This is a genomic window from Cloacibacillus sp. (genome assembly GCA_036655895.1).
Classification (GTDB): domain Bacteria; phylum Synergistota; class Synergistia; order Synergistales; family Synergistaceae; genus JAVVPF01.
Genome location: JAVVPF010000001.1, coordinates 135454 through 157048 on the forward strand (window position 1 = coordinate 135454; position 21595 = coordinate 157048).

Annotated in this window: 25 protein-coding genes; 1 reads left to right on the forward strand and 24 read right to left on the reverse strand. The window is 54.0% G+C overall.

Annotation, left to right across the window (positions count from 1 at the left end; all coding sequences use genetic code 11):
• Window positions 1-21: 21 nt before the first annotated feature.
• The 22 genes from xseA to groES all read right to left on the reverse strand — a co-directional run bounded on the left by xseA (window position 22) and on the right by groES (window position 18895).
• On the reverse strand, window positions 22-1233 hold the full coding sequence (gene xseA, locus RRY12_00540) for an exodeoxyribonuclease VII large subunit (GenBank protein MEG2183156.1): 1212 nt from the start codon (window positions 1231-1233) through the stop codon (window positions 22-24).
• Window positions 1220-1753, reverse strand: coding sequence for a transcription antitermination factor NusB (gene nusB, locus RRY12_00545; protein ID MEG2183157.1), 534 nt, complete (start codon window positions 1751-1753; stop codon window positions 1220-1222). The genes xseA and nusB overlap by 14 nt, the downstream gene beginning before the upstream one ends.
• A 10-nt stretch (window positions 1754-1763) precedes the next feature.
• On the reverse strand, window positions 1764-2237 hold the full coding sequence (locus tag RRY12_00550) for a hypothetical protein (GenBank protein ID MEG2183158.1): 474 nt from the start codon (window positions 2235-2237) through the stop codon (window positions 1764-1766).
• 76 nt (window positions 2238-2313) lie between these two features.
• Window positions 2314-2781 (reverse strand): Asp23/Gls24 family envelope stress response protein, encoded by a 468-nt coding sequence (locus RRY12_00555; protein MEG2183159.1) that lies wholly within the window; start codon window positions 2779-2781, stop codon window positions 2314-2316.
• Between the two features lie 102 nt (window positions 2782-2883).
• Window positions 2884-3219 (reverse strand): hypothetical protein, encoded by a 336-nt coding sequence (locus RRY12_00560; GenBank protein ID MEG2183160.1) that lies wholly within the window; start codon window positions 3217-3219, stop codon window positions 2884-2886.
• 229 nt (window positions 3220-3448) lie between these two features.
• A complete protein-coding gene (efp, locus tag RRY12_00565; protein MEG2183161.1) occupies window positions 3449-4021 on the reverse strand; it encodes an elongation factor P in 573 nt (190 codons plus the stop codon).
• Between the two features lie 161 nt (window positions 4022-4182).
• Window positions 4183-5103, reverse strand: a complete 921-nt coding sequence (locus RRY12_00570; GenBank protein ID MEG2183162.1) for a hypothetical protein — start codon at window positions 5101-5103, stop codon at window positions 4183-4185.
• Window positions 5084-5293 (reverse strand): hypothetical protein, encoded by a 210-nt coding sequence (locus tag RRY12_00575; GenBank protein ID MEG2183163.1) that lies wholly within the window; start codon window positions 5291-5293, stop codon window positions 5084-5086. Before RRY12_00575 ends, RRY12_00570 begins: the two co-directional genes overlap by 20 nt.
• A 2-nt stretch (window positions 5294-5295) precedes the next feature.
• A complete protein-coding gene (locus RRY12_00580) occupies window positions 5296-6369 on the reverse strand; it encodes a type IV pilus twitching motility protein PilT (GenBank protein MEG2183164.1) in 1074 nt (357 codons plus the stop codon).
• 15 nt (window positions 6370-6384) lie between these two features.
• A complete protein-coding gene (locus RRY12_00585; GenBank protein MEG2183165.1) occupies window positions 6385-8103 on the reverse strand; it encodes an ATPase, T2SS/T4P/T4SS family in 1719 nt (572 codons plus the stop codon).
• Window positions 8104-8105: 2 nt separating this feature from the next.
• On the reverse strand, window positions 8106-9968 hold the full coding sequence (locus RRY12_00590) for a hypothetical protein (protein ID MEG2183166.1): 1863 nt from the start codon (window positions 9966-9968) through the stop codon (window positions 8106-8108).
• Entirely contained in the window at window positions 9935-10558 is a 624-nt protein-coding gene (locus RRY12_00595) for a hypothetical protein (GenBank protein MEG2183167.1), read from the reverse strand. The genes RRY12_00590 and RRY12_00595 overlap by 34 nt, the downstream gene beginning before the upstream one ends.
• Window positions 10555-11094, reverse strand: a complete 540-nt coding sequence (locus RRY12_00600; protein MEG2183168.1) for a hypothetical protein — start codon at window positions 11092-11094, stop codon at window positions 10555-10557. The genes RRY12_00595 and RRY12_00600 overlap by 4 nt, the downstream gene beginning before the upstream one ends.
• The gene (locus tag RRY12_00605; GenBank protein MEG2183169.1) at window positions 11091-11759 is read right to left on the reverse strand and encodes a PilN domain-containing protein; all 669 of its coding nucleotides are present in this window, start codon (window positions 11757-11759) and stop codon (window positions 11091-11093) included. Before RRY12_00605 ends, RRY12_00600 begins: the two co-directional genes overlap by 4 nt.
• A gap of 1 nt (window position 11760) precedes the next feature.
• Window positions 11761-12711, reverse strand: coding sequence for a hypothetical protein (locus tag RRY12_00610; GenBank protein MEG2183170.1), 951 nt, complete (start codon window positions 12709-12711; stop codon window positions 11761-11763).
• 219 nt (window positions 12712-12930) lie between these two features.
• Window positions 12931-13452 (reverse strand): hypothetical protein, encoded by a 522-nt coding sequence (locus RRY12_00615; protein ID MEG2183171.1) that lies wholly within the window; start codon window positions 13450-13452, stop codon window positions 12931-12933.
• 193 nt (window positions 13453-13645) lie between these two features.
• Window positions 13646-14101 carry a prepilin-type N-terminal cleavage/methylation domain-containing protein gene (locus tag RRY12_00620; protein ID MEG2183172.1) on the reverse strand — a complete coding sequence of 152 codons (456 nt, stop codon included), beginning with the start codon at window positions 14099-14101 and terminating at the stop codon, window positions 13646-13648.
• Window positions 14102-14346: 245 nt separating this feature from the next.
• The gene (locus tag RRY12_00625) at window positions 14347-15603 is read right to left on the reverse strand and encodes a type II secretion system F family protein (protein MEG2183173.1); all 1257 of its coding nucleotides are present in this window, start codon (window positions 15601-15603) and stop codon (window positions 14347-14349) included.
• Window positions 15604-15717: 114 nt separating this feature from the next.
• Window positions 15718-16200 carry a hypothetical protein gene (locus tag RRY12_00630; GenBank protein ID MEG2183174.1) on the reverse strand — a complete coding sequence of 161 codons (483 nt, stop codon included), beginning with the start codon at window positions 16198-16200 and terminating at the stop codon, window positions 15718-15720.
• On the reverse strand, window positions 16163-16711 hold the full coding sequence (locus RRY12_00635) for a Panacea domain-containing protein (protein ID MEG2183175.1): 549 nt from the start codon (window positions 16709-16711) through the stop codon (window positions 16163-16165). Before RRY12_00635 ends, RRY12_00630 begins: the two co-directional genes overlap by 38 nt.
• Before the next feature lie 184 nt (window positions 16712-16895).
• Window positions 16896-18539 (reverse strand): chaperonin GroEL, encoded by a 1644-nt coding sequence (gene groL, locus RRY12_00640; GenBank protein MEG2183176.1) that lies wholly within the window; start codon window positions 18537-18539, stop codon window positions 16896-16898.
• A gap of 65 nt (window positions 18540-18604) precedes the next feature.
• Window positions 18605-18895, reverse strand: a complete 291-nt coding sequence (gene groES / locus RRY12_00645; GenBank protein MEG2183177.1) for a co-chaperone GroES — start codon at window positions 18893-18895, stop codon at window positions 18605-18607.
• Between the two features lie 392 nt (window positions 18896-19287).
• Here groES and RRY12_00650 point away from each other — a divergent pair, with 392 nt between their 5' ends.
• Window positions 19288-19548, forward strand: a complete 261-nt coding sequence (locus RRY12_00650; GenBank protein ID MEG2183178.1) for a type II toxin-antitoxin system RelB/DinJ family antitoxin — start codon at window positions 19288-19290, stop codon at window positions 19546-19548.
• Between the two features lie 105 nt (window positions 19549-19653).
• On the opposite strand, the gene RRY12_00655 is transcribed toward RRY12_00650, so the two are convergent.
• Both RRY12_00655 and RRY12_00660 read right to left on the reverse strand, forming a co-directional pair.
• Window positions 19654-19893, reverse strand: a complete 240-nt coding sequence (locus RRY12_00655) for a (2Fe-2S) ferredoxin domain-containing protein (GenBank protein MEG2183179.1) — start codon at window positions 19891-19893, stop codon at window positions 19654-19656.
• 3 nt (window positions 19894-19896) lie between these two features.
• Window positions 19897-21591, reverse strand: coding sequence for a [FeFe] hydrogenase, group A (locus RRY12_00660; protein ID MEG2183180.1), 1695 nt, complete (start codon window positions 21589-21591; stop codon window positions 19897-19899).
• Window positions 21592-21595: the final 4 nt, after the last annotated feature.

The window sequence follows — 21595 nt, forward strand, 5'->3', positions numbered from 1 at the left end:
GATATCAGCTCCGGGCGTAAATTATGATTCTGAAACAGATCGTATGACGGCGCGGGCCTCTCCGCCGTTCATGATTATGCGGATATCCTGCCCCGGCGCAAGCGCGGCGGCCGAACGTATAAGCCGCCCGTCCGCGTCCTGGCAGATGCTGTACCCCTTGGAAAGCAGCGCAAGAGGCGACAGGTTGTCAAGCCTTGCGGCAAACGAGGCAAGCCTGCGTTCTTCGTCCGCCGTCTTTTTGCGAACGGAAGCCAGAAGCAGCGCCTCCGCGCGGTTCGCGGTCTGCGCCGCCGGCTGGATGACGCCGCGCGCCACCGCGTTATAAAGACGTTCTTTTATTGATAAAAAATTTTTGTCCATGTTGCAGATGCGGTTTTCAAGGCGCCTGCGCATTATATGTCCCGCGTTTTTTATGCCGGAAGCAAGCGCCGCGCCGTCTGGAAAGAGGCGTTCGGCCGCTCCTGACGGCGTCGGCGCCGCCGCGTCCGCCGCCATGTCGGCAAGAGTGCTGTCTATCTGATGTCCCAGCCCCGTTATTACAGGCACGGGAGAGAGGCGTATGGCGCGCACGACAAATTCATTGTCGAAGGTGTCAAGGTCGTCGCGGCTGCCGCCGCCGCGTACCAGCATCACAGCCGAAAGGTCTGCGAGGCGCCGCGCGCGTTCAAATGCCCTCACTATCTCCTCCGCCGCCTCTAAGCCCTGCATCAGGCTCGGTATTATGACAAGCTCCGCGCACGGATAGCGCAGCGAATGGAGTTTCAGCACATCTTGAAGCGCCGCGCCCGTTTGCGATGTTATCACCGCTATACGCTGCGGATACCGTGGCAGCGGCCTCTTGAGCCGCACGTCGAAGAGGCCTTCGCCTTCGAGCTTCGCGCGAAGCGCCTCTTTCGCGCGCGCCTTCGCGCCAGCGCCAAGAGGCAGAAGCGTCGTGGCGTAGACCTGATAGGAGCCGCGCGCGCCGTAAACGTCTATCTTGCCGCGCACAAGCACCTCGTCGCCGTCCTTCGGCCAGACGAGCACCGAACCGGCGTAAGAGCGAAAGAGCACGCACGAGACGCGCGAGTTCTCGCCGATGAGCGTAAAATAGGCGTGCCCGCTCGTGTGCATTTTAAATCCGAGCAATTCTCCGCGCACGCTAAGATTTTGCAGCGCGGGTTCCCTCATCAGCGCCGCTTTGAGCGTCGCCGTCATCTCGTCGACAGTAAGTATTGCGTTATTCTGGAGCATTATCTTTGCGGACTATCCGTCCAAGCACTCCGTTCACAAAACGCCCCGATTCCTCGGTGCCGAATGATTTAGCAAGCTCCACAGCTTCGGAGATGGAGACGTTCACAGGGACGCTCTTTGCAACAAGCCCCTCGTAGAGCGTGAGCGCTATCACCGACTTGTCGATGGCGACGAGCCTTTCTGGACGCCACTTGCTCTCCATGTTGTCTCTGATTATTTCTTCTATCTTCGTCTCGTTTGAACGCACGCCCCGGAAAAGCTCCACCGCGTAATTCAAAACTTCGTCGCGTTCGGATTCGCTGAGCGAGAGGTCAAAGCCGGAGATAAACGGAAATTTCGCGGGATCCGGCGTCTCTTCGCCGTCAGCCGCAAGCTCTTTGTAAAAAAGTAAAAGTGCCTCGTCCGCTGAAAAAAGCTCTATAGCCTCCGCCTGCGTGCATTCGGGCCTCATATCCAGCATGTAGATGAGCTGGAGCGCTATCTCGCGCGCCCTGTGCCGAAGCCTCGCCTTTCGTGACATTACCAAAAAATCATCTCCTAAAGTGCTCCCTTAAGGCAGCAACCTGCTTTTGTCCGTCCTCTGTTATCACTATCCAGGAGATGGCGTAGCCAATGACGGCGGAAAAAATCGCCCAGAGTATCCCTGTGATCCCCATGTGGAAGAGAGCCGTGACTCCTCCCGCCGCTCCCGCCCAAAAAAGCGGCAGCGTCCAGATGGGCGTCGTTTTTTTATTGTCCTGCGGAGCGATGTTGACCCAGCTAAGCTGGACCATTATGCCCGATTTTGAAAAAAGGCCGTCAAGCCTGCGGCTGATGCCGCTCTTCGTCTCCGCGTCCGTATCGTCCGGCACGGCTATATAGACGTTCAGCAGGTTCTTTTCCCCTATGAAGGAGACCTCCTGAACATAAAAATCCTTGGGAAGCCGCTTTGACACGATCAGTTTCAGAGCGTCTCCGTCGAGCCATATTTTACCAAGCTCAGTTGTCGTCCATAGAAACAGCATTCTCTGCACCGCCTCTCATGAAAAAGAAGGCCGGTTTTGTGCGAACCGGCCTTCTTTGTAGTCAGTAGCTGTGAACTTAGGCCTCGTCGTCCGCAACACCCTCGGGATATTCCGCGGCGTCCGCGTCCTGATCCCGGTTTGCCGCGAAGGTAATGCCCTGGACGTAAATGTTCACGCCCTTGATCGCATATCCTGTGTAACGTTCGACCTGGTCTTTGATAGCCTCCTGAACATCCCAGCAGACGTCGGGTATCCTGAGGCCGTACTTTACAGAGATATAAGCATCCACGACTATTTCGGGAGTATCTCCGTCAGAGATCGAAATACGGACTCCGTTTACCGTCTTCCTGCCGAGGCGGAGATTTGCCATGAGTCCTGGACTTGCCGGGGAGACGCCTTCAACGCTGTTGAGCGCCTTTGTTGCAAGCTGCGCGATGACATCCTCTGAGATCCTTATTTTACCCTCAAGATTTGACTGCGCGACGCCCACGTCATTGGCCTGTTTGTCTTCGGCTTTGAAATCCTCGTTAATTGATTCGACCATTCAGCAATTCCTCCCTTATTAGTGCCGCCGACCGCGGCCCGCACGCCTCTGAAAGGCGCGGCGCGCGACGCAGGTCAGCGGACATAGCTTGCTTTCGACCGCCTAGTTCTCCGGGAACTTGAAGGGCTTTCCGCAATGCGGGCAGACAAGGTCTTCGTCCTCGTCATACATCGCAGGCTCGAAATAGAAATCGTTGTTGCAGTTCGGGCAGGTCACCGATTCGTATTCCTCTTCGTCAAACTCTTCGCATTCGTCGTCATCATCATCGTCGTCACCGTGGTGATGGCAGCACTCGTCGTCATCGTCGTAGAGCTCGTCAAGCTCGTCTTCAAGATCAGATACGTCCTCGTCCAGCTGCTCGAGGTATTCGTTGAGCTCCTGATGTACCTCTTCGTGCTCTTCGATTGCAACAGCCAGGGAATCCAGTGCATCAACCAATGCAGAGTAAAACTTTGCTTTGTCAGGCGAATCAGCCGCTAAATTCTGACCGTCGATAAGCCCCTTAAGATATGCAATTTTCTCATGTGCGCTCATTTTGAATCCCTCCTGTTGGATTATACGGGTGCTCCCAGCCGGCCCAGTGTGGAGCCGGCGCCTTTATTTACCGCCGACGGAGCGCGCGGACCATCTGACGAAGAAAAAGTCCGAACGAAGCCGCCGGTGACGCTTAACCCTTCGCCCGCTCCAGATACTCGCCGGTCCTTGTATCGACGACGACCATCTCGCCGTTTTCAACAAAGAACGGTACGTTTACCTTAAGGCCGGTCTCCGTGGTGGCGGGTTTGCCGCCGCCTGAGGCCGTGTCTCCCTTGAAGCCCGGAGGGGTGTCGGTTATTTTCATAGTTACCTGATTGGGGAGCTCGATGCCCATAACGCGGCCCTCAAACATATCGAAGCTCACCTCTAGGTCGTCGATGAGGTAGTTCACAGTGTCGCCCAGCATCTCTGCGGAGAGCATGACCTGATCGAAAGACTCCATATCCATGAACACGAAGTCGTCCCCATCTTTGTACTGATACTGAGCGGGCTTTTCGTCGAAAACTATCCTTTCAAAGCGTTCGCCTGATTTGAAGGACTGTTCCACACCAGAGCCGGTCTCCAGATTACGGAGCTTGCCGCGGACGATGGCGCCCCCTCTTCCCATTTTGTGATGCGAACATTCGAGGATGACCCACATACCGCCTTCCCATCTGATCTTTAACCCTGGACGAAAATCACTCGTATCAACTACTTGTCCCATACAAAAATGCCTCCCTGTAATCTTGCAATGAGCATATCACATGCCCACATATATCTCTTACGACTATGCTGTAAAATCATAACATAATATGCGTTGATTTATCAAATATTAACTTAAAATTCCATAAAATCGGAAGCGTAAAGCTGCGCAATTTCCGGCGCTCACTTTTCACCGGCGGCCCGCGCTAGATTTAAGAGCGGCCAACTATACTGAAAAGAATAAAGCGGATACGGATACTCGTTGTACGCGACGCGGTATTCCGGCGGCCAATTTTCAACGCGCCTGACGGCCGCCGCGCCGTTTGCAAGCGACGCGTCGTCGCCGCGAATCAGAATATAGACCGTAAGCGCGCGCATATCGTCGCGCACGCGAAAGCGTATGTCGCAGACGCCGTTTTCACGCGGCTGCTCCCCCGCCGTGCGAAAGTCATTCGTATATAATTTGCCGTCGCGCGAAAAAACTTCAAGCGCGCGAAAATGGACTATCCTGTCGCCCTTGGGCAAATAAAAATCCTTCGCCGCGTAATTTTTGACGGTAAGCTTCGCGCCGTTTGCCGCAAGCGCGCAAAATGGCGTCCGCTTGCGGCAGCCGGCGAACAAAAGCCAGTTTTTTACAGACGAGCCTTTATCAAAGAGCGAAAGGTCCAGATAATTTAAAACAGGCGGCGCGTCGAAGGTAAGTTCTGCCTTGCTCTCCACGCCGCGCGCCTCGTTTTTCAGCCGCGCGCTTTCTGGAAAGCCGAAGGCGACGCGCAAAAGCCCTTCGGGGCGTTTGTCGTAAGTGGGCAGTATTGAAAGAGGCCCGTTCCAGCTAAACGGCGTAGCGAGCCTGTTGTTGAAGCCGCGTTTATAGCCTTCGGCGCCCGCCGCCATGCCCATGCCGCAGTAAAACACCGGAGCTACAAGAATGGCGGCGACGCACTCGGCGCGCCGCTGCGCCACCGCCCTGTCGCGGCAGAGCCGCAGCTCGAAAGAGGCCGTGCGCCACAACGACAAGGCCGCGGGCAGTATGAGTGCGAATATAAAAAGAGCGGCAAGACAGTCTGCAAGTATAAAGGCGCGGCTAACGCGGCGTCGACGCAAGCGCCGCATCCGGTGAGACCAGCAAAAGGGCCGCCGTTTCCGCGTCCCTCGTTTCGCGCAGGAGCGCCTCGTTTGAGACGGCTTCAAGCCTGAAATTCATATAGTGGATGGAAAAAGCCGCCGCTGCGAGAACGGCGAAGATGAAGACGGCGGAAAGCGCCTCTGTTATGAAAAAGCCCCGCCGCTTCATGGCTACATCATGTAACGGTTGAAGCTCTCGATGTCATAGGCGCGCGCAAGCGCGTCACGGCGGCTGACGATGCCGCTTTTGCAAAGCCGTGAAAGGTCTTGGTCCATAGTGTGCATACCAAGCGCCGCACCGGTCTGGATGACGTTCTTTATCTGCGAAGTCTTCCCCTCGCGGATGTAATTGTTTACGGCGTTCGTCGCCACCAAAAATTCCGTGGCGATGGTGCGTCCCGTCGTGCCCGAAAGCGGCACTAGCTGCTGAGAGAGCACGCCAAGAAGCATAGAGGCGAGCTGTATGCGTATCTGCTGCTGCTGATAGGGCGGGAATACGTCGACGACGCGGTCAACGCTCTGCGCCGCGTCCCGTGTATGCAGCGTGGCAAGCACAAGATGTCCAGTCTCCGCCGCCGTCACAGCGGCCGATATCGTCTCAAGGTCTCTAAGTTCGCCTATCATCAGCACGTCCGGGTCTTCGCGCATCGCGCGGCGCAGCGCCTCGGAAAAAGATTTCGTATCGCTGCCTATCTCGCGCTGGTGTATCAGCGCCAGCTCCGAATTGTAGAGATATTCAATAGGGTCCTCCACCGTTATCAGGTGCAGCGAGCGCGTCATATTTATCTCCTGTATCATAGCGGCAAGCGTCGTTGACTTACCGGAGCCTGTAGGCCCTGTCACAAGGAAGAGGCCGCTGTTCTTCTGCGCTATTTTTTTAAGCTCTTCCGGCAGGCTAAGCTGCTTTATCGTCCTTATGTTCGTAGTGATGGCGCGAAGCGCAAGCGCAGGGTGTCCCTTTTCAAAGAAAAGATTGGCTCGAAAGCGCTGCTCGCCGCTGCCGATATTCATGCCGAAGCTGAAATCGAACTCGCGCTCCTCGTTGAAGCGCGCGAACTGGTCGTTCGTAAGCAGCTCTTCAATGACGAAGCGCATATCCTCGTCAGTCAAATCGGTGTGCTCCGGCAGACGCACAAGCTGGCCGTCTATGCGCAGCATAGGCGCGGAGCCGACGCTCATGTGGATGTCGCTTGCATTGTTATGGATAGCGTTTACAAGGATGTCCTGGAACAGAAAATTAGGCATAACGGCAGCTCCTTATCAATCAATAAGCGTAGTGTAAAGCATCTCTTCCACGCTGGTGACGCCCTCTTCGACCTTCCTGCGCGCGTCCTCGCGCAGCGTAAGCATTCCGTTCTTTATGGCCTGCGTGCGAAGCTCCTGCTCCGAAGCGCCGTCGTTTACCATCTTTTTCAGCGTATGGTCTATCGGCATTATCTCAGAGATGACCGTGCGTCCTTTATATCCGGTGAAGCGGCATTCCGCGCAGCCCTTCGGCGTATAGACGGGAGTTCCCTCCGGTATGCCCGAATCCTTAGATTCAAGCTCCGTCACAAAGCTCCTCTGACGGCACGACGGACAGAGTTTTTTCACAAGCCTCTGCGCCACCACGGCGCGCAGCGACGATGAGAGCAGAAAGCGCGGAACTCCCATGTCAACGAGCCTGTTTATGGAGGTCGGCGCGTCGTTAGTATGCAGCGTGCTCAGCACGAGATGTCCCGTGAGCGCCGCGCGCACGGCAAGCTCCGCCGTCTCCGTGTCGCGGATCTCTCCCACCATTATTATGTCGGGGTCCTGACGCAGTATCGAGCGCATGGCGCTGCCGAAGGTGAGGCCGATCTTTTCGTTGATCTGTATCTGCGTGATGCCGCCGATAGTGTATTCTACAGGGTCTTCCAGAGTGATGATGTTCTTCGTAGGTTCGTTCAAAAGTTCGAGCAGCGAATAGAGCGTAGTCGACTTACCGGAGCCTGTAGGCCCCGTCACCAGCACGATGCCGTTTGAGGCGCCTATCGCGCTCTTAAGCAGCGTCTGCTGCTCTTTGCCGAAGCCGAGCTTGTCTATGCCGATGCGTCCGCTGTTTTGGTCAAGAAGCCTCAAAACGGCCTTCTCGCCGAAAATCGACGGCAGAGTCGAAACGCGCAGGTCGATGCGCGAGCCTGCGACCTTTATCAAAATGCGTCCGTCCTGCGGGCGGCGCTTCTCCGCTATGTCCATGCCGGAAAGTATTTTGATGCGCGCGACCAGCGGCTGGTGCAGATTGCTGGGTATCTCGAGATTGCTGAAAAGCGAGCCGTCTATGCGGAAACGCACGCGCGTCATGTTTTCCGCGGGCTCAATGTGTATGTCGGAGGCCTTCTCGCGCACCGCCTGTTCGAGTATGCTGTTCACGAGGCGCACGACGGGAGCCGCGTCCGCCGAGATGTTCGTCACGTCCTGCGCGGTGGTCTGCGAGACGGTCACGATGTCTGGCGTCTTCGCGGAATCTCCCTCCTGCTTCATGACGTCCTTCATTGCGTCGTTGACGCTCGTCTGCACCCTGTAATAGCTGACGAGAGCCTTGTGGATGTCCGTAGCCGTCGCCACGCGTATCTCTAACTCCCTGTTCGTCAGAAGATAAAGTTCGTCTACAGCGTATGTGTCCATAGGGTCGGACATCGCGACGACTATTTTGTCGTCGCCTTGCAGCGATATGGGCAGTATGTTGAGCCGCGATGCGACATTTTCTGGAACGGCCGCCAAAGCCTCCTGCTGCGGGCGCACGTTGACGAGCGATACGAAATCCAGGTCAAGCTGCGTGCAGAGCGCCTCCGCCAGGTGGTTCTCCGTCAGATAGCCGTCCTTTATCAATATCTCGCCAAGGCGCAGATGCGAAGCCTTTTGTTCTTTTAGCGCCGATTCCAGATTTCCAGCGGAGATGACGCCAGCGTTTATCAGCAGTTCGCCAAGGCGTACGACCTTGATTGGCTGATGCGGCATAGCTATAGCCCGCCTGACTGGTACAGGCCGACCTTCGGCATGTCGATCACCTCTGCCGCTCCGGTCGGGATGTCAAGTATATATGGGATGGCGATAAAGGCCATCTGAGATTTTGAATGTTTCGTAGTGCTGTTCTTAAAGAGGTTGCCGAGGAGCGGTATATAGCCGAGTATAGGCACGCGCGAGACGTTCTTTGTTTTGTTTTCCTGATAGAGGCCGCCTATGACGAAAAGCTCGCTGTTGCGCACGCGTACCTGCGTCTCCACCTCGCGCTTTGTCGTCTCCGGCGCTTCGGAGGTGCCCGACTGCCGGAAGGCGACTATCTCGCCCGTCGATATCTTCATTTTTATAGTAATGAAGCCGTCGCGCCCCATTATCGGCGTAAATTCGAGGGTAGGCCCCGTCTCCTGATTTGTGAACTCGGGGTTGCCGTTTTCATCGACGCCCGACTGATAGAGGTAGTTGTGCGTCAGCTTCACAGTGGCCTTCTGCCCGTCAAGCGCCACGACGGAGGGAGAGGCAAGGATCTTGCCCTTGTTGTCCGACTCCATGAGGCGCAGGCCGGCGTCCAGCATCTTCATGGCGGGGTCTATAACGTTCGCCGGGAAGGTAGAGTCTGTGCCGCCGCCTATCATCGGCAGCTCGCCCTGCGTCGTCGTGCCCACTGGGTCGACGTTCGGCTTTATCAGTCCGTTGCCGTAGGTATAACGGCTGCCAAGGCCCGTCGCGCCGTAGGTGAATATCCAACCGCGATAGACCGCGGCTATCATTGATTCAATGTCCTGCTGCGCGCCGTCGCTTATCTCAACGAGCCGCGCCTCTATCATTACCTGCTTTCCCGGGTGGTCGATACGGTTCATCAGCGTCTCTATCCGGCTGTGCTGCTCAGGCGAGGCTGTAACGTAAAGGCAGCGGAGCCTGTCGTCTACGACGGGCGGCTTTGCGAGCGGCACAAGCCCCATGATGATTGCAGGCAGCTTCGCCGTGTCGGCGTAGGCCACTTTGTACTGGCGCGTCTGGTTCTGTCCAAGCGTCTTTCCGATGCTGTCCGCTGTGCCGACCACCAGCGTCTTTCCCATGAAGGAATAGGCCAAGTCGTTCATGCGCAGCATATACGAGAAGACCTCGTTGAACGGCGTCTTTTTGAACGAGAAGGTCATCGGCGTCTCAGGAACTGTGGAGTCGATCACGAGATTCAGATTGCGAAGCTGCGCGAGCATCCTAAGCACCTCGCGCACGGAGACGTCGCGTAGTTCAAGCGTCACTGGCGCGGAGATGGCAAGCGGGTCGCCGTATGGCTTCGGCCTTGCGGGCGGCATGAGCGGAGGCGGAGTGATGCCCGTAGCTGGCGCGTCAAGCTGTATGCGCAGCCTGTTTGAGCCTTCCATGCCGGAGATCTCTTTTACAACCAGCGGCTTCGGGCCTATGATGTTCAGCGTGATGCCCTTTTTATCGTTAGAGGTGACGATTATCTGCTCCACAAGCGGCAGGTCGTACTTCTGCATCCACTGTTCGCTTTTTTTAAGGTCGATGCGCAGAACGTCCCATTCAAAATCGCCCCACCAATCCTGTTTGTCGGTGTCCTGCGGAAAGCGGATGTTGCTCCAGGCAAGCGCCGCCGCGTTGTTAGACTCTACCGCCTCCGGGTGTGATATTTTTACGCCGCGCAGTTCAAGTATCACCTGATTTGCGCCGTTTTGTGAAATGTGTAGGCCCTCGATGCGCGGCTCCAAGTTTTTCAGCTTGCGCGCCTGAGTCTCCGTAGCCTGCGCGCAGCCGCAAAACAGCACGGACGAGGCGATAAAGGCCGTAATCAGATAAAAAAAGATATTTATAATTCTGTGCGGTATTTTTTGTTTGCCCACTGCCAGCTCACTCCTTTCGGATCTATAGAAAGAATTTTTCCTTTGCCTCCGCCGAACGACGCGCCCTGCTGCAATATCTGGCCCGCCTCTTCGCCGTCGATGTCAAGCGTGCAGACGGATTTTTCTCCCAGCACGATGAGCGCCTTTATCTTGACAGTCGGGATAAAATCGGGAACGCTCGTCTCCGATGCCGACTTTGGAGGCGGCGTCACCTGCGCTATCGGCGACCGCCCCACTGAGTCCTCTAAAGCCGCAAGCTCCGGCGACTGCTCGCGCAGAGTGACAAACGCGTCGTATTTTGCGTTCAGCGACTCCGCCCGTTTTTTGACCTCGACGTTCATCCGGGGCAACCCCTCGTGCGCGGGCTTTTCAAAGCCAAGATTGATGATGTTCGTAAAATTGTAAAAGGTATAGACCGAGGCCGCACCCATGACGAGAATTGCCGCCGTCGAGATATAGCTCTTTTTTTTGTCCTCCGGCGACATAGCGGCGGCGCGGCTGTTTAGGCTCCGCATAAATCCGCTCGCGCTTATAGATTTCATATTTTTTAAAGACGGCAGATGCAGCCCTTTGAGATCAAACTTCTTCATTTCGCCGCCCCCACAGCCGCCGCAGCGGGCGGGCTCACCATCGCGGAGACGGTGAATCCATATTTTACTTCGTTGTTCGTCATGCCTTCGATGGACAGCTCCGTGACGCGCATCATATAGGAGCCCTGCCGCAGCGAGGCGAGCAGATGCAGCAGCTGATTGTAGTTCGCGACGCCTGCTACCTTAAAAGAGGTGTTCTGTTCCGTCTCCTCCGCCTTTGTCACGTCCGCGTCGTCAAAGCTCTGCGAAGAAAGCAGCCCAAGCAGAACGGAATAAAATTTATTCGGCGACTCAACCGGGCCAGGCAGCCCCTTGTCGTCTATCTTAACAAGCGACTTGTACTGGAGGACGGCGTCTGCGCGCGACTCCATAGCCGCCCGCTGCACCTGCGCCTCCTGATATGAAAGGTCAAGCTGCTGATAGGCGGAGGCCAGCTTCTGCATCAGGATAAACTGCAAAGCCACCGCGAAAACAACCGCGGCTCCAGCCGCCATCAGATGGGCGCGCTTCATCTCTGTGATGTCAAAACTTCTCATTGTGCGCCGCCGCCTTCCGTTTCGCCAGTCTTTTCGTTTTGTTCGGGCGCGGGCGCGCCATCTGTTTTCGGCGCGGCTTCCGCGGCCTTTTCAATACCGCCGTCTTTCAGCGCTTCGGCAAGAGGCTTAAGCTTCAGCTCAATGGAAAATGCGCGCAGCTTCACGCCGTTTCGCTGAGCCGCCGCGATGGTCGGCAAAGAGACGGAGGCGACCGTGGCCGCGGACAGCAGATCGTCGCCGAACTGCAATACCTCTTCGTCGGCGAAGGCGACGCCCTTGATGGTGGCCGCAGCCGCCGTCATAGTGAGCGATTCCACCACTACACCGTCAATAAGTTTGTTATTCAGCTCATAAAGAAATTCAACAGAGGGCACGTCGCCCAGCGAATAATCAAGCTTCGCCTCAATGGCCGCGCTCTGCTGCGAAAGACGTTCGTATTCCTTGTCCATCGCAGCCATCCGCTCGCCGTTTATCCGCATCGACTGCGCGATGTCGGCGCGCTCGCCAAGAATTGAATAAAATTTCCAGCAGGTCATAGAAAAAAGCAGCATAAAAGTAAGTGTAAAGACGGCGGCGAGAGAGAAAAGCAGATAATGCCTGCCGTTCTTTTCCTGTTCGGCGGCCGATTCCTGTTTGTTTATCCGAAGATCCAGCTTTACGACCATATCATCTCATCGCCAATCCCAGCGCAATATCCCATTCACCGCTGTTTCTGAAATCAATGCCGTGTATCTTCATTGGGTCCACCTGCATCACAGTGCCCATAGTGATGGAGTCCTTCATGAGGTCTCTTAAATAGGGCGTTGCGCCGGGGCCGAAAAGATAAAGCGACTTTGTGGAAAAGCCCCTGTTCTGCGAAAGCGCGAATTGCAGCGACGAACGAATGTCGCGCACGAACGAAAAGGCGTTGTCCCTGTATTCGTCAGAATCGGCGCCCTTTGCCATCGTCTCCGCCGGGAAGCCGAACGAAATGTTGCGGTAGAAGATGCCGTTGCCGTGCCACGAAAGGATGAGCACCGAACGCAGCTGCCCCGCGTAGACGAAGACGCAGGCGTCCTCTATCGGCACAGCCGGGCTTGCGGCCCGTTCAAGCGCAATCTGCGCCGGTTCAAGCGACAAGAGCCGAATGTTGTGCGCCGCCGCCCCTTTTGCTATGTTGTCCAAAAGAGTGCGGCGCGCGGCGGCAGCGAGAAAGCGCTGTTCCGTCGTATCCTCCGTCAGCGGGTAATCTATCTCCGCGATGTCATAGACGCCGTCCCTCTCCGCGAAGGGAAAATAATTCTCAAAATCATAGCGAAAGGCCTGCTTTGCCTCCGGCAGCGTCATGCCCGGCATAGCGACTATGCGCAGCAGCGATTCAGTGATGGGGAGGGCGAAATTGACGGCGGTGTGGAATGATGAAATGGAGGAGGAGATATAACTGAAAATAAGGTCGAGATAGGCGCCGTTGTCCTCAAACGGGTCGTCGGAGTGCATATATCCCTCCGGTATCTTTTCCGTGACGGAATCGACGACGGTGTAGACGTCGTCCGCGCATTCAAGAGACAGATAACGGAAAACGCCGCTGTCCAGCATGAGGCCGGCGGATATTTTTTTCTTCTTCAAAAAAAAGCCCATGAGACTCCCCCATCGACAAATATAAAGACTAGCAACGGCACGACGTAAAGCAAAGAATACTTGCCGCCAGCGTAACCATTATATATTAAATCGCTGAAAAATATATAGCGAAAGTTTGTGAACGAGGGGGGTTATCATTGTGGGAAGAGGTGTGGCCGCACCTCTTCCCGCAGCGGCCCTGTGCGGGGCCAGCAGCTTTTGTTTTCTTATTTTTATTTTCTAAAACTGTGCGTTTGGGTTGTAGTTTGCCGTCTTTATCAGCATGTAGACATCTTTGCCGCCGGCGTAGTCGGGTTTTTTATTGGGGTCGGCCGTGGGCGCCGCGTAAAGCTTGTCTTTTTCCGCGAGGGCTTTCAGCGCCGCCGCTACCTTGTTGTCCGCCTTTGGGATGATCTCCGTCGCCGCTCCGTCGTACTTGACAAAGAGCGCGCCGCCGTCGTCCACCACGGAGAGGCCCGTCACGTCGATGTTTATCTTTGAGGCCGTCTGGCGCTGTATATCCTCAAGCGACCGCGGCCACGAGGCTGTGTCCGCAAAGTAGGCGTAGGTGCAGGCGCGCACGTTGCTCATATCCGCCGCTATCCTGTGCGCCTGCGCTACGGCGGTGGCGTTGTGCTCCGTGTTCATCAGAAAACCTGTCGTCAGCGCAATGACTACGATGAGTATCATAAAATGCTTCTGCGTCAATGCCTTTGAAATATCCTTTTCTTTTTTTGTTTCCTGTCTCTCGCTTTCGCTCATCCTTCGCATCCTCTTTTCATTTATTTTCGCGGTACATAGATACGCGCCGAAGAGACGAAAAAATCCGCCTCCCTTTATGACTAAGGCAAAGCCTCTTGTCATTAAAAAGGATAGCGGATTATTAATTTGAAAGCGTTTGTAAGACTACGCTAATGGAGATAGGTGGAAAGACGGAAAACTGTTTTTTATCTCGTTACTTAATATTCATGGAAGCTGTTGTGTCAGACACTGTTACACCACTACTCTCAAGCCCAGTAAGTTTTTCTGCAATATTCTTATCAATTTTCTCAGCCTTAATCGTAGCTTTTATTCCAGTTGTATCCGCTTTAGGGAAAGTTACAGAATAAGTAGCGCCTGTCGGCTTGCTGTCCAGATATTTTTCAATCGAATTAGGAGTAGTATCAATAGTATCACCAATCGCCTTGATATCATCCGATGGCCATTTATTATCATTATCAGAATACATCATGATTGTCGCGGCCTTGATATTTCTCATATTTGAGAGAATCTTCGTAGCCTCAGCCTTGTCAGTCGCCGCGCCAGTTGACAGCATCATCATACCTGCGAGTATACCGATGATGATGATTACGATGAGAAGTTCAACGAGTGTAAAGCCCTTTTTGCGGTTCTTTTTGATTATTTTCTGCATTTCTAAATTTCCTCCTTGTATGTTTTTTAATAAAAGCCGATTCCGCCGCGCGTGCCCGCCCTGCATCGCACAAAGACGCCTCTTCGTGCCCCCTGGTATTGAAAAGGTCACAATATGCTTCCGGCATATTCCTCCTTCAATAATTATGTATTAAACTTTCCTATGACGCAAAACGCCTTACGTGCTGCTCAAACGTCTCTATTATAATATTAATTTAAATAAAATGGAATATCTATTTACGCAGGCTACATCAATGTTGTGATGGCGGTGATTATCGGCAGGAAGATGGCGAGCACCATGAAGCCGACTATGACGCCGACGAAGACGACCATGACCGGTTCAAGTATCGAGCTTAAGCGCTTCACCTTTTCCGACAGCTCCGCGTCGTACCAGTCGGCCACCTTCTGCAGCATTTCGTCTGTGCGGCCCGTCTCTTCGCCTACCGCTATCATGTGCGCTATCATCGGCGGGAAAAGTTTTTTCTCCTGCACTATCTGGTGCAGAGGCTTGCCCATCGCGGCGCCGTCGCGCATCTCGATGAAGGCGCGCCGCATTTTTTCGTTGCCGGCGACGTCGGCCGTCATTTCAAGCGCGGTGAGCACCGGCACGCCGGACTGCAAGAGCGAACCCATCGTGCGGAAGGCGCGCGTGCTTGAAGATTTAAATACTATGTCGCCAAATATCGGAAGTTTCAGCAAAAAGACGTCTATAGGCATCTTCATCGACGGCATTCGGCGCAGCTTCGCAAGCAGCAGAGCAAGCAAAACTATCGTTATCGGTATCGTGTACCAGTTGGCCTGCATCCAGCGGCCGAGGCTGAAGGTCATTTGCGTGAGCATGGGCATCTCTATGTTCATGTTGCTGAAGGCCTTTTCAAACTGCGGAATGACGACGACGACCATTGCGCCGAGCACGAGCAGCGCGATTGCTATGACGACCGACGGGTAGGTCATCGCGGAGATTATTTTTTTGCGCAGGTTGTCTTGATCTTCCATGAAGCCGGCAAGTTTTGTGAGGCTTGCATCAAGCGTTCCCGATTCTTCGCCGGACCTGATGAGCGGTATGGTGATGGCGTCAAAGACCTTTGGATTTTCCGCAAGCGCGTTTCCGAGCGTCGTTCCCGCGCTGACACGGTTGTAGACGCGCGTCAGCACGCGTTTGAAGCGTTTGTTCTGCGTCTGCTCTATCAATATCGCAAGCGACGACGTGACGGGGATGCCCGCCGTTATCATTGTGGCGAGCTGCCGAAAAAATATAAGTTTGTCGCGCATTTTGATGCGCGCGGAAAGCTCCCAGAACGGATCTTTCAGGCCGGCCTCTTTCGGCGCGGCGGAGGCGCGCTCCGAGGCGCCTGTGAGGGAGATGGAATGGTCGACCGAGATGTTTATGGGTATCCACCCTTTGCCGCGAAGCCACGAAATAACGTCGGCCTCCGCCTGTCCCGAACGCGAGCCGCGCATCGTCTTTCCGTCCGGCGCTTTAGCTTCATACTGGAATTCCACAAAGATCCCCCCTCGCTCTGTACCGAGATTCAGAATATATTCATTGCCTTAAAAAGTCAACGGAAGAGAAATGCTGTCACACATAAAAAGAGGGCTTTTGAAGCCCCATGATTTTTATTTTATGTATTCCGAAAGCGCTTCACGGATCCTGTGTTTTACAGGAGGTTCAAGGTCGTTGCGATTTGAATCTATCCCTTGAAGTATCTGTATAGCCTCTTCTCGTCTCAGGCGCCCTTTGAATCTATTTTTGTCATTTGCCAAAGCCACCGTGATTTCAGCCATAGATGGAAAACAATCGTCAACGTAGTCAAGAGAAGACGCCTCTGTATGATAATCAAGATAAGAATCGTGATGAAGAAAACTATAGACATCAGAGGGCAATGTGATTTCGCATTCGTTCCACTTCTTGCGTTCTTTTTTTGAATTGATAAAAAAGAAAATCGGAGGATCCTTGCCATCCATGAGAGCAAGATACTTGTTTTTGATTACGCCATTGGAAAAATGAGTTTCTAAATATAAAATTGAGCCGGTAGAACACGCACACTCCGCCGGCAGTAACTCAAATAGCTTCGGCAGTAACCGATTGTTCTGTGACATTTTTAATATGCCTCATTATGCTGCCGTCTGTGTCCACACTCTTAACCAGTGACTCAAAAGAGATGCGGTCGTCGGCTTCAGCCTCTTTGTAGTCGGACTCCTCGTGACTGGCTGTAATAAGCTGTCCCATGGGCATCGTCCCATATTTTTTGAGAGAATCATTTAAGCAGATATAGTCAATATCACTTAGGAAATCCGCGTTATATTCTTTATCCGCGACAATCTCATACTCAGATGAAAAATGGAACGGAGCGTCGCGCAGGCAATCAAAATCGCATATTCCATCGCCGCGAATATATTTTAGCATATCATACGCGGTGCTTGGCACGGGCCCTTTTTGCAGAGCATAATAATTTTCTCTGTACATTGTATTTCCCGACAGTCTGATATGTTCTTTATCCGCAAAGTAAATCACTTTCAGAAGATTGTACATATTTGTACATCCATGCGAAAGGATATACAAAATAATCGACAGCGCCTTGTCGCAACGCACTCTTTTATTCAGTGACATGTTCAATACCTCCTTGCTGCAAACCACTTAAATGCCCTTTGACACCACTTACTATATATATCATTGATTTGGCTTTGTCAATCTGTAAAAGTGCGTTCAACAAAACGTTCAATAAAGAAAGAGCCGTGGAGACGGCATTGTCTCCACGGCAGGTTTGATAGTTTTATATTTTGCGAAGCGGTTTTTAGTAGTCCATTCCGCCCATTCCACCCATGCCGCCCATACCTGCCATGTCGCCCAGTGTATCTTTCTTTTCGGGCTTGTCTGCTATTATCGCGTCGGTGGTCAGTATCATGGCTGCAATTGACGCCGCGTTCTGCAAAGCGGAGCGGGTCACCTTAACGGGGTCGATGATGCCGGCTTCTATCATGTCGACATATTCGCCTGTTGTGGCATCGAGGCCCTGGCCTTCTTTGAGCGTCTTCACCTTTTCGATGATGACGTCGCCCTGCATGCCGCTGTTGTTGGCGATGAGGTAGAGAGGCTCTGTGAGCGCCTTGCGGACTATCTGAGCGCCGGTCTTTACGTCGCCTTCGAGCTTTTCGATCTCTTTGTCGAGCTCTTTGATGCAGCCTACGAGCGCGACGCCGCCGCCGGGGACGATGCCCTCTTCTACAGCCGCGCGGGTCGAGTTGAGAGCGTCTTCTATGCGGAGCTTGAGTTCCTTCTGTTCCGTCTCTGTCGCCGCTCCGACCTGAATGACCGCCACGCCGCCTACGAGCTTGGCAAGGCGTTCCTGGAGCTTCTCTTTGTCGTATTCTGACGTTGAGTCGGCAAGTTCTTTCTTTATCTGCGAGGCGCGGTCTTTGATGGCTGAGCTGTCGCCGGCGCCTTCAACGATCGTGGTGTCTTCTTTTGTAACTTTGATTTTTTTAGCGTGTCCGAGGTCGGCTACGTCCGCGCTGTCGAGCTTGCGGCCTATCTCTTCGCTGATTACGGTGGCGCCTGTGACGGTCGCTATGTCGCCGAGCATTGCCTTGCGGCGGTCGCCAAAGCCGGGGGCCTTGACCGCGACTACCTGAAGGATGCCGCGCAGCTTGTTGACTACGAGCGTGGCGAGCGCTTCGCCTTCGACGTCTTCAGCGATGATGAGAAGGGGCTTCGCGAGCTGTACGCTCTTTTCAAGGACGGGGAGCATGTCCTTCACGTTTGAAATTTTGCCGTCTACGATGAGGATGTTCGCGTCTTCGATGATGGCTTCCATGCGGTCGGGGTTGGTGATCATGTAGGGGCTGAGGTAGCCCTTGTCGAACTGGAGGCCTTCGACAGTTTCAAGCGTTGTGCCGAGGCTCTTGCTGTCTTCAACGGTGATTACGCCCTCTTCGCCGACCTTTTCCATTGCTTCGGCGATAAGCTCGCCGACCTTTTTGTCGTTGGCGGAGATAGCTGCTACCTGTGCGATCTTTTTGTGCTCTTTTACAGGCACGGCGTGCTTTTTGAGTTCGGCGACGACTGTGTCGGTGGCGCCTTCGATGCCGGTGCGGAGCTGCATTCCGTTTGCGCCGGCCGCTACGTTCTTCGTGCCTTCGCGAACCATGGCGCGCGCCAGCACTGTGGCCGTCGTTGTGCCGTCTCCGGCTACGTCGTTGGTCTTTGAGGCGACTTCTTTGATGAGCTGTGCGCCCATGTTCTCGAACGGATCTTCGAGCTCTATCTCTTTTGCGATGGTGACGCCGTCGTTGGTGATGGTGGGCGAACCGAATTTCTTCTCAAGGACTACGTTGCGTCCCTTGGGGCCGAGCGTGATGCCTACTGTGTCGGCAACTTTATTGATCCCGCGCTCCATCGCGCGGCGTGCGTCTTCTTTGAAAAGCAGTGTCTTTGCCATGATTTATTCCCTCCGTGATCTCTTTGTTTATGAAAGTTTATAAGCTGTCTGAGCTGTGCGCGCAGCTACTTCTCAACGACGGCGAGTACGTCTCTTTCGCCGATTATGAGGTATGTCTCGTCGTCAACTTTGACTTCTGTGCCGGAATATTTGCTGTAGATGACTTTGTCGTCCACTTTGACTTCCATGGGCTGACGCGTGCCGTTGTCAAGAACTTTGCCTTCGCCTACCGCGACGACGATTCCCTCGACGGGCTTTTCTTTCACCGTATCAGGCAGTACGAGTCCGCCCTTTGTCTTTTCTTCGTTCGGCGCCGCCTTTACTACGAGTCTGTCTCCAAGTGGCTTTAGTTTCATAAAAGATCCCTCCAGTGATTATTATGTTCTGCTTTTGTGTTAGCACTCTATACGTGTGAGTGCTAATTCTCTTTACATGAGAAATTCTAATAAGTATAGCCTCTTTGTACAAATCTGATTATAGGCAAATATTACGTATTTTCATCTGTAATATGGCCTTTCTTACACCATGCTGATTTATACATAATTTCTTTGACTTAATTAAATCTTACAGGCAATTACACGATTTACAGCGAATTTACGTATAAAAGGCGTAGAAAGAGAGGAAGGGCATGAGAGTGAAGGGGATTGGGTGATTTTACCTGTTTGGCATCTTCGTGCAATTAAGGGATATTGCATTGTATCTTTCGTGCAATTGTCATATACTGATTATGAAGACGGGAGATGATCAAATGGCGGGTACAACAACAAATATCAGCATCCGTATGGATGCCGGGCTGAAATCGCAGGCGGACGCGCTTTTTAATGAGCTTGGGATGAACCTCTCGACGGCGTTCAATATATTCGTTCGGCAATCGCTCCGTGAGGGCAGGATCCCCTTTGATATTTCGCTAAATCAGTTAAACGCGGAGACGTTAGCGGCAATGGAAGAGGCGGAAAGAATCGCAGCCGACCCTGGTGTTAAGGGTACTGATTTATCGCCTGAAGGATGACGTGTTGGTGCTCTCCTTGTCACGCATTGGAACGCACAGCGACCTGTTTGGCAAATAACGCAAAGAGCCGCGCTGGGTTGCGCGGCTCTTTGCGTCTCTGTACTATCAGATTGCCGGCATTATTGTTTCTTCGAAGAATTTGGCCGCCTCTTCTGGGGCTACTCCGTATGTTTTGCCGTCTATGCTGACGGAGACGCCGTTTTCGCAGTTGCCCATGCAGAAGGCTCCGCTTATTTCTATTTTTTCGTGAAGACCGCGGCGTTCTATTTCGTGCTGGAAGAGCTGGAGCACGTTGTATGCGCCTTTTAAGTAGCAGGAGGTGCCTATACATATCCTCAGTTTCATGAGCTACTCTCCTTTTTTTCCGTAATGTACGTGGAGCAGGTCGTGAACGCGGCCTTTCAGCAGGCCGGCGTAGAGCGACATCATGAGCGGGTTTTCCTCGGAACGTTTTATGCTCGACATTCTGTCCGCCGAGTAGAGGCCTTTGCCGCGCGTGGCGCGCCCGTCGGAGAGCGCGAAGGGCTGTCCTCCTCCGCTGACGCAGCCGCCGGGGCACGCCATTATCTCTACGAAGTCGAAGTGTTCTCCGCCTTTTATTCGCTTTATGATCTCTCGCGCGCTTCCCAGGCCGCTCACTACTGCGATGTGCAGTTCTTTGCCGCCGCTTTTTACCGTCGTCTCTTTTATGCCGTCGTTTCCGCGCATTCCGTTGAAGGCAAGCGCAGATAGGGCCGCCGGTGATTTGTCGGCGCTTATCCTGCGCAGCACCGCTTCGGTGACGCCTCCCGTCACTCCGAAGATGACGCCCGCGCCGCTCATTGTGCCAAAGGGCATGTCTATGGCCTCCGGTTCAAGTTCCGCGAAGGCGAGCCCCGACTCTTTTATCATCTGGATAAGTTCCTGCGTGGTGATGACGTAATCGACGTTTGCGCCGGCTTCGGTGCGGAATTCTTCGCGCGCGGCCTCGGCCTTTTTCGCAGTGCAGGGCATTACGGCTACGTGTACCTGTTTTCTCGGCGAATGTTTGTGGTGTTCTTTTATTACGGAGGCGAACATCTGCATCGGAGAGCGGCAGGTCGAGAGGTTTTCAAGCAGCTCCGGGTATTCTTTTTCGCAGAAGCTGACCCACGCGGGGCAGCAGGAGGTAAAAAGCGGCATCTTGCGTTCGCCGCCGGCAAGCCTGTCCAGAAGTTCCGAGGCCTCTTCAAGTACGGTGAGGTCTGCGCCGGTAGAGGTGTCGTAAACTTCGTTGAAGCCCATTCTGCGCAGCGCGGCCGTTATTTTGCCCATCGCGTTTTCGCCGCAGCCTATGCCAAGCTCCTGTCCGAGCGCCACGCGCACGGCGGGGGCTATCTGCACTGAGACGCGCGTTTCTTTTTCGTCAAGCGCCTTCCAGACTTTTTCGCTGTCTTTTTTTATCACTATTGCGCCGGTCGGGCAGACGGCGGCGCACTGGCCGCAGCCTACGCAGTCGCTTTCTGAGATCGGTATGTCAAATACGGTGCTGATGGTCATTTTTGAGCCGCGGTGCGCGAAATCTATCGCGCCCACCTGCTGAACTTCGCCGCACATGCGCACGCAGTCGCCGCAGAGGATGCACTTGTTCTGGTCGCGCGATATGCAGAGCGAGGAGTCGTCGCGGCGGCTGGTTTCCGCGCCGTTTGGAAAGCGCACGCCCTCTATGTTGAACCTCATTGCAAGTTCCTGCAGACGGCATTTGCCGTTGTTGCTGCATGTTGTGCAGTCGCGGCAGTGCTCGGCGAGCAGCAGCTCCAGTATCATGCGGCGGTATTTGCGCAGGCGTTCGGTGTTCGTCCATATCTCAAGGCCCTCTTTTGGCGGCGTTGAGCAGGCGGCCTCCATGCCGCCCCATTTGTTTTCGACCATGCACATGCGGCAGGCGCCGTAAATCGAAAGTTCGGAGTAGTAGCAGAAGGTTGGCAGCATTATGCCGGCCTTTCTTATTACCTCGAGGATGTTCTTTTCTTCGCCGATCTCCACTGGGAGGCCGTCTATCATCATATATTTTTTGTTTTCCATCTCG

What these genes read in the sequence shown, in the direction of transcription:
- RRY12_00630 (MEG2183174.1), bottom strand. Translation starts at nt 16,200, where the DNA reads ATGTCACAGAACAATCGGTTACTGCCGAAGCTATTTGAGTTACTGCCG.
- groES (MEG2183177.1), bottom strand. Translation starts at nt 18,895, where the DNA reads ATGAAACTAAAGCCACTTGGAGACAGACTCGTAGTAAAGGCGGCGCCG.
- nusB (MEG2183157.1), bottom strand. Translation starts at nt 1,753, where the DNA reads ATGTCACGAAAGGCGAGGCTTCGGCACAGGGCGCGCGAGATAGCGCTC.
- RRY12_00660 (MEG2183180.1), bottom strand. Translation starts at nt 21,591, where the DNA reads ATGGAAAACAAAAAATATATGATGATAGACGGCCTCCCAGTGGAGATC.
- RRY12_00635 (MEG2183175.1), bottom strand. Translation starts at nt 16,711, where the DNA reads ATGTCACTGAATAAAAGAGTGCGTTGCGACAAGGCGCTGTCGATTATT.
- xseA (MEG2183156.1), bottom strand. Translation starts at nt 1,233, where the DNA reads ATGCTCCAGAATAACGCAATACTTACTGTCGACGAGATGACGGCGACG.
- RRY12_00615 (MEG2183171.1), bottom strand. Translation starts at nt 13,452, where the DNA reads ATGAGCGAAAGCGAGAGACAGGAAACAAAAAAAGAAAAGGATATTTCA.
- RRY12_00605 (MEG2183169.1), bottom strand. Translation starts at nt 11,759, where the DNA reads ATGGTCGTAAAGCTGGATCTTCGGATAAACAAACAGGAATCGGCCGCC.
- RRY12_00650 (MEG2183178.1), top strand. Translation starts at nt 19,288, where the DNA reads ATGGCGGGTACAACAACAAATATCAGCATCCGTATGGATGCCGGGCTG.
- RRY12_00595 (MEG2183167.1), bottom strand. Translation starts at nt 10,558, where the DNA reads ATGAAGAAGTTTGATCTCAAAGGGCTGCATCTGCCGTCTTTAAAAAAT.
- groL (MEG2183176.1), bottom strand. Translation starts at nt 18,539, where the DNA reads ATGGCAAAGACACTGCTTTTCAAAGAAGACGCACGCCGCGCGATGGAG.
- RRY12_00610 (MEG2183170.1), bottom strand. Translation starts at nt 12,711, where the DNA reads ATGGGCTTTTTTTTGAAGAAGAAAAAAATATCCGCCGGCCTCATGCTG.
- RRY12_00575 (MEG2183163.1), bottom strand. Translation starts at nt 5,293, where the DNA reads ATGAAGCGGCGGGGCTTTTTCATAACAGAGGCGCTTTCCGCCGTCTTC.
- RRY12_00550 (MEG2183158.1), bottom strand. Translation starts at nt 2,237, where the DNA reads ATGCTGTTTCTATGGACGACAACTGAGCTTGGTAAAATATGGCTCGAC.
- RRY12_00655 (MEG2183179.1), bottom strand. Translation starts at nt 19,893, where the DNA reads ATGAAACTGAGGATATGTATAGGCACCTCCTGCTACTTAAAAGGCGCA.
- efp (MEG2183161.1), bottom strand. Translation starts at nt 4,021, where the DNA reads ATGGGACAAGTAGTTGATACGAGTGATTTTCGTCCAGGGTTAAAGATC.
- RRY12_00600 (MEG2183168.1), bottom strand. Translation starts at nt 11,094, where the DNA reads ATGAGAAGTTTTGACATCACAGAGATGAAGCGCGCCCATCTGATGGCG.
- RRY12_00620 (MEG2183172.1), bottom strand. Translation starts at nt 14,101, where the DNA reads ATGCAGAAAATAATCAAAAAGAACCGCAAAAAGGGCTTTACACTCGTT.
- RRY12_00580 (MEG2183164.1), bottom strand. Translation starts at nt 6,369, where the DNA reads ATGCCTAATTTTCTGTTCCAGGACATCCTTGTAAACGCTATCCATAAC.
- RRY12_00585 (MEG2183165.1), bottom strand. Translation starts at nt 8,103, where the DNA reads ATGCCGCATCAGCCAATCAAGGTCGTACGCCTTGGCGAACTGCTGATA.
- RRY12_00555 (MEG2183159.1), bottom strand. Translation starts at nt 2,781, where the DNA reads ATGGTCGAATCAATTAACGAGGATTTCAAAGCCGAAGACAAACAGGCC.